Raw genomic sequence first — 6,643 nt, 5'->3', positions numbered from 1 at the left:
GACAATCGCGCCCACTTCACCGCTGCCGGTAAGCGTTGGCGTGTTGTCATCGGTAGTGCCGCCATTGGTTACCGTGCCGGAACTGCCGCCCGAGTTATCGTTGACCAGCAGGTCAGTTACTGCTGTCGGAGCTTGCGTATCCACCGTGAAGGTGATGGTAGTCGCTGGACTGGTATTCCCCGCCGCATCGGTTGCGGTGATGCTCAGCGTATGGCTGCCCTGACTGAGTTCGGGGCTGGTAAAGCTCCAGGTACCGTTACTACCGACAGTGACACTGCCGAGCACGGTATTGCCATCGCGGATGGTGATAATCGAGCCCGCTTCAGCGGTTCCGCTCAGCACTGGCGTGGTGTCTTTGGTCGCGCCGCCGTTGGTGATTGGCTGCGCAGTGGTACCGCTGTTGTTAATCACGCTCAGGCCGCCAACGGCGGTTGGTGCGACGGTATCCACGGTGAAATCTACCGGATTGGTTGCCGGGCTGGTGTTACCCGCCGCATCGGTGACGGTGGCGGTTAGGCTGTGCTGACCATCCGCCAGCGCAGGCGTGGTAAAGCTCCAGCGGCCATCCGCGCCAACGGTCACCGTACCGAGCAGCGTCGTGCCATCGTAAATGCTGACAATGGCACCGGCTTCAGCGGTGCCGCTTAAGGTTGGCGTGTTGTCATCGGTAATCGCGCCCGCACCAATCGCGCCCTGATACGGCCCAACCGTGTCGTTAATTACCAAATCCGTGATGGCGGTTGGTGGCGTAGTGTCATCGCCACCACCGGGATTGGTTGGGTTGGTAGGATTGGTCGGGTTAGTGGGATTGCCGCCGTTGTTACCGTCATCGGGGTTACTCGGCGTGGCATTTCCGCCACCGCCACCGCCCGAACCGGCAAACATCGCTCCCAAACCGGCCAGCGCCGCACCACCGATACCGAAGGCGGCGATGGTGCCATCATTGGTGGTGTTTTCCGCTAACAGCCCTTCCGTGCTGTCAATAGACACGTAATGGAAACCTTCTGTACCGGGATCTTCAACCCACCACATCGCGCCGCGATCGTCCTGCAGGACCAGGTCGCTGTCGCCATTCGGGCTGTAAAAATTATGAATAACAAGGACTTCACCAGATTTTGTGGTGACGACTAAATCATTACCATTGCGTGTGAAAGACTTAATATCAGACTGATTAAGATGCAGCTTCACCAAACTCGGAGCGGTCAAATTAACTTGATTTCCACTCAGCTCAGAAGCAACGGTCCCACCTTTTGGGGTTACTGAGATATTATTCATGTTATCGAGATCCCGCGAAGTTCCATTAAAATGCCCGGCATCCGCAGACACCGGCTTTTACCGTGAATAATCACCATGAATATTCACTTTTTCTCTTGTTCGATCTCATACAGGCTAAGAATGAAATCGCGTTGAGTTTTGTTTAGCCGCCATCCTGATAACTGATTGGATTTATTTCTAAAAATCAGCACGGGAAAAAGTTTTATTTTCTCAATTGGCCGGGCACAAATGACGTGAAACGCATGGAGCCCAGGCTTTGACATTTTTCACTTCCCCGAGGGATGAAACCAACCCAGTAATATTCAGGATTATGCTAATAAATCATCGAGATAGACGCTCTGCCACAGATAACCTTGCATGCCATAAATCGATTTATGCGCTAGCAGGTTGACCTGTTGTTGATTTTCAACACCCTCAACGATGACGCCGTTGCATAATTCGTTGAGATGGTCGAGCAGAATGTCAAAGGTGCGACCGTCGCCAAATTGCCAAAAAAATTCTTTGTCAATCTTGACGATTTCAAATATTCCGCTATCAAACATGGAAAGGTTGGAATAACCCGGACCAAAGTCGTCGAGCCATAAAGGGGCGGGCGTCACTTTCGCGACACCTTTTAAAATCAACAGATCGGCGCTATTAAATCGCGCGGTGAAGAATGCTGATATTTCCAGACGCAATAGCGTCAGTTGAGCCAGTTTTTCTTGTATTTCAGCATCTTTAAAAATGCTGGCTACGATATCTCTATCAACATTGACACTGACAATCTGGTCGAACCCTTTCTGATATAGCTGAATAAGTTTTTCGATCTGGTGGAGGAATAACTGCCATTTAACGTCAGCAGAAAGCTGACTGAAGAACCCAACATCCCTTTCAGGATTACGCTTATTATTGATGTCCGCGTCATCTGCGAGACGTGTTAACAATTCCCTGGCAATCACCTGGCCGGATAAATCATAAACCGGCTCTAACAAGAACACTGTCTTCGGTTGATTGCTCATTTCACATCCTTACTGCAACTGCCTGATAGCATTAAACTGTCAGGATTTCTCATGTGAGAAGTAAGGTAAACATTGATAAAACTTAATGTCTTAACTGAAGGTTAACGTACAACTTACACTTTGAGAAATAGATTTCAGTAAACACCATTGACAACTTCAATCGTTTAAACCAATCAATAACGCAAGTAAATTTCTTTAAAATTCATAAAAACTTCGGATAATTCTGAGAAAAATTTAACTTAACGCTAACCTTGACAGCACTCAAAAACACGAACAAATTGAAAATAAAGGATAAAAACCAAATTAATGATGATTGATTTTTATACTTATCTCAAATTTGAAAATGTTTCATCTGGAATTCATGATTCCAATAAACTCCAATAAATAAAGATTACGTTAGTGACTATTTAATCCTTAATGTTTAAATTTTGATTATACATTGCAAGGAATACATAACAGATACGCTGCTTAATCACTGTTTAATCATTAGGTAATGTAGGGGCATTGGCGAAAAAGGAGGTTGGTACTGAATGGATTTATCAGCAAAAAGAAAGAGATAGCACTGAGGATATAAATGCGATTTTTTGGCGGCAGGTTAAAAATAAGCGAAGAGTGATCGTCTTCACAAATAGAATTAAAAGGTTGAGGGTGCGCGAGAATATAGCAGGATAAGAGAAAACCGAGCCCTTTACGGGCTCGGTTGGGGAGCAGTTAATTACTCATCTTCTAAATAAGTATAACCGTACAGGCCGCTTTCGAATTCAGACAAGAACTGCGCGCGCAGCTCTTCATCGATATCCGTTTGTTGGGTGACCTGATCGCGGAACAGCGTCATCAGATCGTTCGGATTAAGCTGTACGTACTCGAGCATATCCGCCACGGTATCGCCCTCATCCGATAGCTGCACTTCCACGCTGCCATCCGGGAACGCAAACACATCAACCGCTTCGGTGTCACCGAACAGGTTGTGCATGTTGCCGAGAATTTCCTGATACGCGCCCACCATAAAGAAGCCGAGCATCGGCGGATTGTCGATGTCGTATTCCGGCATCGGCATGGTGGTGGCAATGCCGTCGCCATCGACGTAGTGATCGATGGTGCCATCGGAGTCACAGGTGATGTCGAGCAATACCGCGCGACGCTTCGGCATCTTATTCAGCCCTTCCAGCGGCAGCACCGGGAACAGCTGATCGATGCCCCACGCATCCGGCATTGACTGGAACAGTGAGAAGTTGACGTAAATCTTATCCGCCATGCGCTCCTGCAGCTCATCAATGATCGGGCGATGCGCGCGGTTGCTTGGGTCAAGATGCTGCTGAATATAGTGGCAGATGCTCAGATAAAGCTGCTCTGCCCAGGCGCGCTGGCCGAGATCGTAGGTGCCTGATGAATAACCGGTATGGATGTCGAACAGATCCATTTGGCTATCGTGCAGCCATTCGCGCAGCGAACGACGCACGTCAGGTTCGTGCATCTCTTGCCACGTATCCCACAAACTCTGAATCGGACGCGGTGAATCGGCATCCGGAGCCACCGGCGTGCTGAACTCGTTACGCTCAACACCAATGATGTTGGACACCAGCACGGTGTGGTGCGCAGTCACCGCACGACCTGATTCGGTGATCACGGTTGGATGTTCCAGACCGTTCTCTTCACAGGCATCGCCGATTGCCCAAATCACGTTGTTGGCGTATTCGTTCAGGCCGTAGTTGACCGAGCAATCAGACTGCGAGCGCGTTCCTTCATAATCCACGCCCAAACCGCCGCCCACATCGAAACATTTGATGTTGACGCCCAGCTTCGCCAGCTCAACGTAGAAACGCGCCGACTCACGCACGCCGGTGGCGATATCGCGGATGTTTGACATCTGCGAACCGAGATGGAAGTGCAGCAGTTGCAGGCTATCGAGACGGCCCGCTTTGCGCATAATGTCGACCAGCTGCAGGACCTGCGATGCCGCCAGACCAAACTTCGATTTCTCGCCGCCGCTCGACTGCCACTTGCCCGAGCCCTGCGATGCCAGACGCGCGCGGATACCGAGACGTGGAATCACGTTCAGGCGCTCGGCCTCTTCCAGCACCAGACGCACCTCGGTCATCTTCTCGATCACCAGATAGACTTTGTGACCGAGTTTTTCGCCGATCAGCGCCAGACGAATGTATTCGCGGTCTTTATAGCCGTTACAAACAATTACTGAACGGGTTTTACCGGCGTGGGCCAGCACCGCCATTAGCTCGGCTTTCGAACCGGCCTCTAAGCCCAGCGGTTCGCCAGAGTTGACCAGCGACTCAATCACGCGCTTATGCTGGTTAACCTTGATCGGGTAAACCAGGAAGTAATCACCTTTATAGCCGTAAGATTCACGCGCGCGTTTGAAGGCGGCGTTAATCGAACGCAGACGATGCTGGAGAATCTGCGGGAAGCAGAACAGCGCCGGCAGACGTTGGCCGTCGGCTTCGCGCTCTTTCACCAGTTTCGCTAAGTCAACGCGCACTTCCGGCTGGTCCGGATCGGGACACACGCTGATGTGCCCCAGCTCGTTGACGTCGTAATAGTTGTTTCCCCACCAGGCAATGTTGTAGGTACGCAGCATTCTGCTCGCTTCCTGATCGTTCATTGCCACCTCCTGCATGGAGCGGAGTACACCTTGTTCGCCAGCTGACGAACCCTTGATATTCTTCATGTCGTCAGACATCGCGAACCTCAATTTTCCGTTGAAATATGAATTTGTTACCGAGTTTTGTCATGGTGGCGCCGGGTAAAAATTGCCTCATCCTGCTTGCTGCCTCTGTAAGGTTGCAATGTGCAAAGCTGACTCTAAGTGTAAAACACCGCACCGAAGTCGGGGCAAATAGCCTGAGACTTCCACGGTCTGTAGACAGCGAAATGCAGTAATAGATGCAGAGAAATGTTAACCGGCGCGCGTGTCGGGAGAATGAACACAACGTCGATAGAAGAAAAGAACGGGTTTGGAGTGTGAAAGGAGTGCCAGCGCGCCGCAACAGCGCAGTGAACCAAAGCGAGAGAAAGAGTGGTTCATTACTTTAATCACCTCCATCGCCTGCTTAAAGCATGCGAGAAACGGCTTGGGTGAAGGTCAGATGAAATGGCATCTGACGGCGCGACGCACGGCGGCGTCATCCTTTGCGGCTGTGGTCGACAGCAGCGGCGTTTTATACAGCCACGCGGGGTAAAATGCAAAATCTTTGTCAGGTAACTGCGCGCGGTGTCAGGAAATAATTCCACTTGTGATGTTGCGGAAAATGCGGGATCGGAAAAAGCACTGGAAAAGTGCTCACTGAGTAACCTAGAATAGCCGTCCAGATGGTTTTCCATCTAAACTGATTAACATCCAGGCGGTGTGAGTCAATGCTCTCACTTCCTACTGCTTGCGGCTTTGCCTGAAGGGGCGTCGAGTCGGTCTGATCCCGCTTACGCTATGCAGTCGTATTCAAACCATTTTTAAGGTAAAGAACAGAATGGCTAAACACCTTTTTACATCTGAGTCCGTATCAGAAGGACATCCTGATAAAATCGCTGACCAAATTTCCGATGCCGTGCTGGATGCGATCCTCGAGCAGGATCCTAAAGCGCGCGTGGCCTGCGAAACTTACGTGAAGACCGGTATGGTGCTGGTTGGCGGTGAAATCACCACCAGCGCATGGGTGGATATCGAAGAGATCACCCGTAATACCGTACGTGAAATCGGCTATGTCCATTCCGATATGGGCTTTGATGCTAACTCTTGCGCAGTGCTGAGCGCGATTGGTAAGCAGTCTCCAGACATCAATCAGGGCGTTGACCGTACCGATCCGCTGGAGCAAGGCGCGGGCGATCAGGGCCTGATGTTCGGCTACGCCAGCAATGAAACCGATGTGCTGATGCCAGCGCCGGTTACCTATGCGCACCGTCTGGTGCAGCGTCAGGCTGAAGTGCGTAAAAGCGGTTCACTGCCGTGGCTGCGTCCGGATGCAAAAAGCCAGATCACCTTCCAGTACGATGACGGCAAAATTGTCGGTATCGATGCGGTTGTGCTGTCAACGCAGCACGCTGAAGATGTCACCACCGCCGATCTGCGTGAAGCGGTGATGGAAGAGATCATCAAGCCGGTTCTGCCGACTGAGTGGATCACCGCCAGCACCAAATATCACATCAACCCAACCGGCCGTTTTGTTATCGGTGGCCCTATGGGCGACTGCGGTTTGACCGGTCGTAAAATCATCGTTGATACCTACGGCGGCATGGCACGTCACGGTGGCGGCGCGTTCTCAGGTAAGGATCCGTCAAAAGTTGACCGCTCTGCCGCTTACGCCGCGCGTTATGTAGCGAAAAACATCGTCGCGGCTGGCCTGGCTGACCGTTGCGAAATC

General features: G+C 51.1%; 4 protein-coding genes. 1 reads left to right on the top strand and 3 read right to left on the bottom strand.

Annotated elements, in window-relative coordinates:
- The 3 genes from RTY00_RS17255 to speA form a co-directional block, all read right to left on the bottom strand.
- A partial coding sequence (locus tag RTY00_RS17255; RefSeq protein WP_312665253.1) for an Ig-like domain-containing protein occupies window positions 1–1,275 on the bottom strand: 1,275 nt, incomplete at its 3' end.
- 308 nt (window positions 1,276–1,583) lie between these two features.
- Window positions 1,584–2,273: an EAL domain-containing protein gene (locus RTY00_RS17250; protein WP_312665252.1), complete on the bottom strand. Its 690-nt coding sequence runs from the start codon at window positions 2,271–2,273 to the stop codon at window positions 1,584–1,586.
- Between the two features lie 715 nt (window positions 2,274–2,988).
- On the bottom strand, window positions 2,989–4,968 hold the full coding sequence (gene speA / locus RTY00_RS17245) for a biosynthetic arginine decarboxylase (protein ID WP_101761914.1): 1,980 nt from the start codon (window positions 4,966–4,968) through the stop codon (window positions 2,989–2,991).
- A gap of 784 nt (window positions 4,969–5,752) precedes the next feature.
- Here speA and metK point away from each other — a divergent pair.
- On the top strand, window positions 5,753–6,643 hold an 891-nt coding region (gene metK, locus RTY00_RS17240), incomplete at its 3' end, for a methionine adenosyltransferase (protein WP_312665251.1).

Origin of the sequence: Pantoea sp. CTOTU49201, from assembly GCF_032054795.1 — a bacterium.
Classification (GTDB): domain Bacteria; phylum Pseudomonadota; class Gammaproteobacteria; order Enterobacterales; family Enterobacteriaceae; genus Pantoea; species Pantoea symbiotica.
Note: the sequence above shows the minus strand (reverse complement) of the source record. Positions and strands in the feature narration are given on the sequence as shown.

Excerpts from the sequence above, each read along its gene's own strand:
- RTY00_RS17250 (WP_312665252.1), bottom strand. The coding sequence starts at position 2,273 with ATGAGCAATCAACCGAAGACAGTGTTCTTGTTAGAGCCGGTTTATGAT.
- speA (WP_101761914.1), bottom strand. The coding sequence starts at position 4,968 with ATGTCTGACGACATGAAGAATATCAAGGGTTCGTCAGCTGGCGAACAA.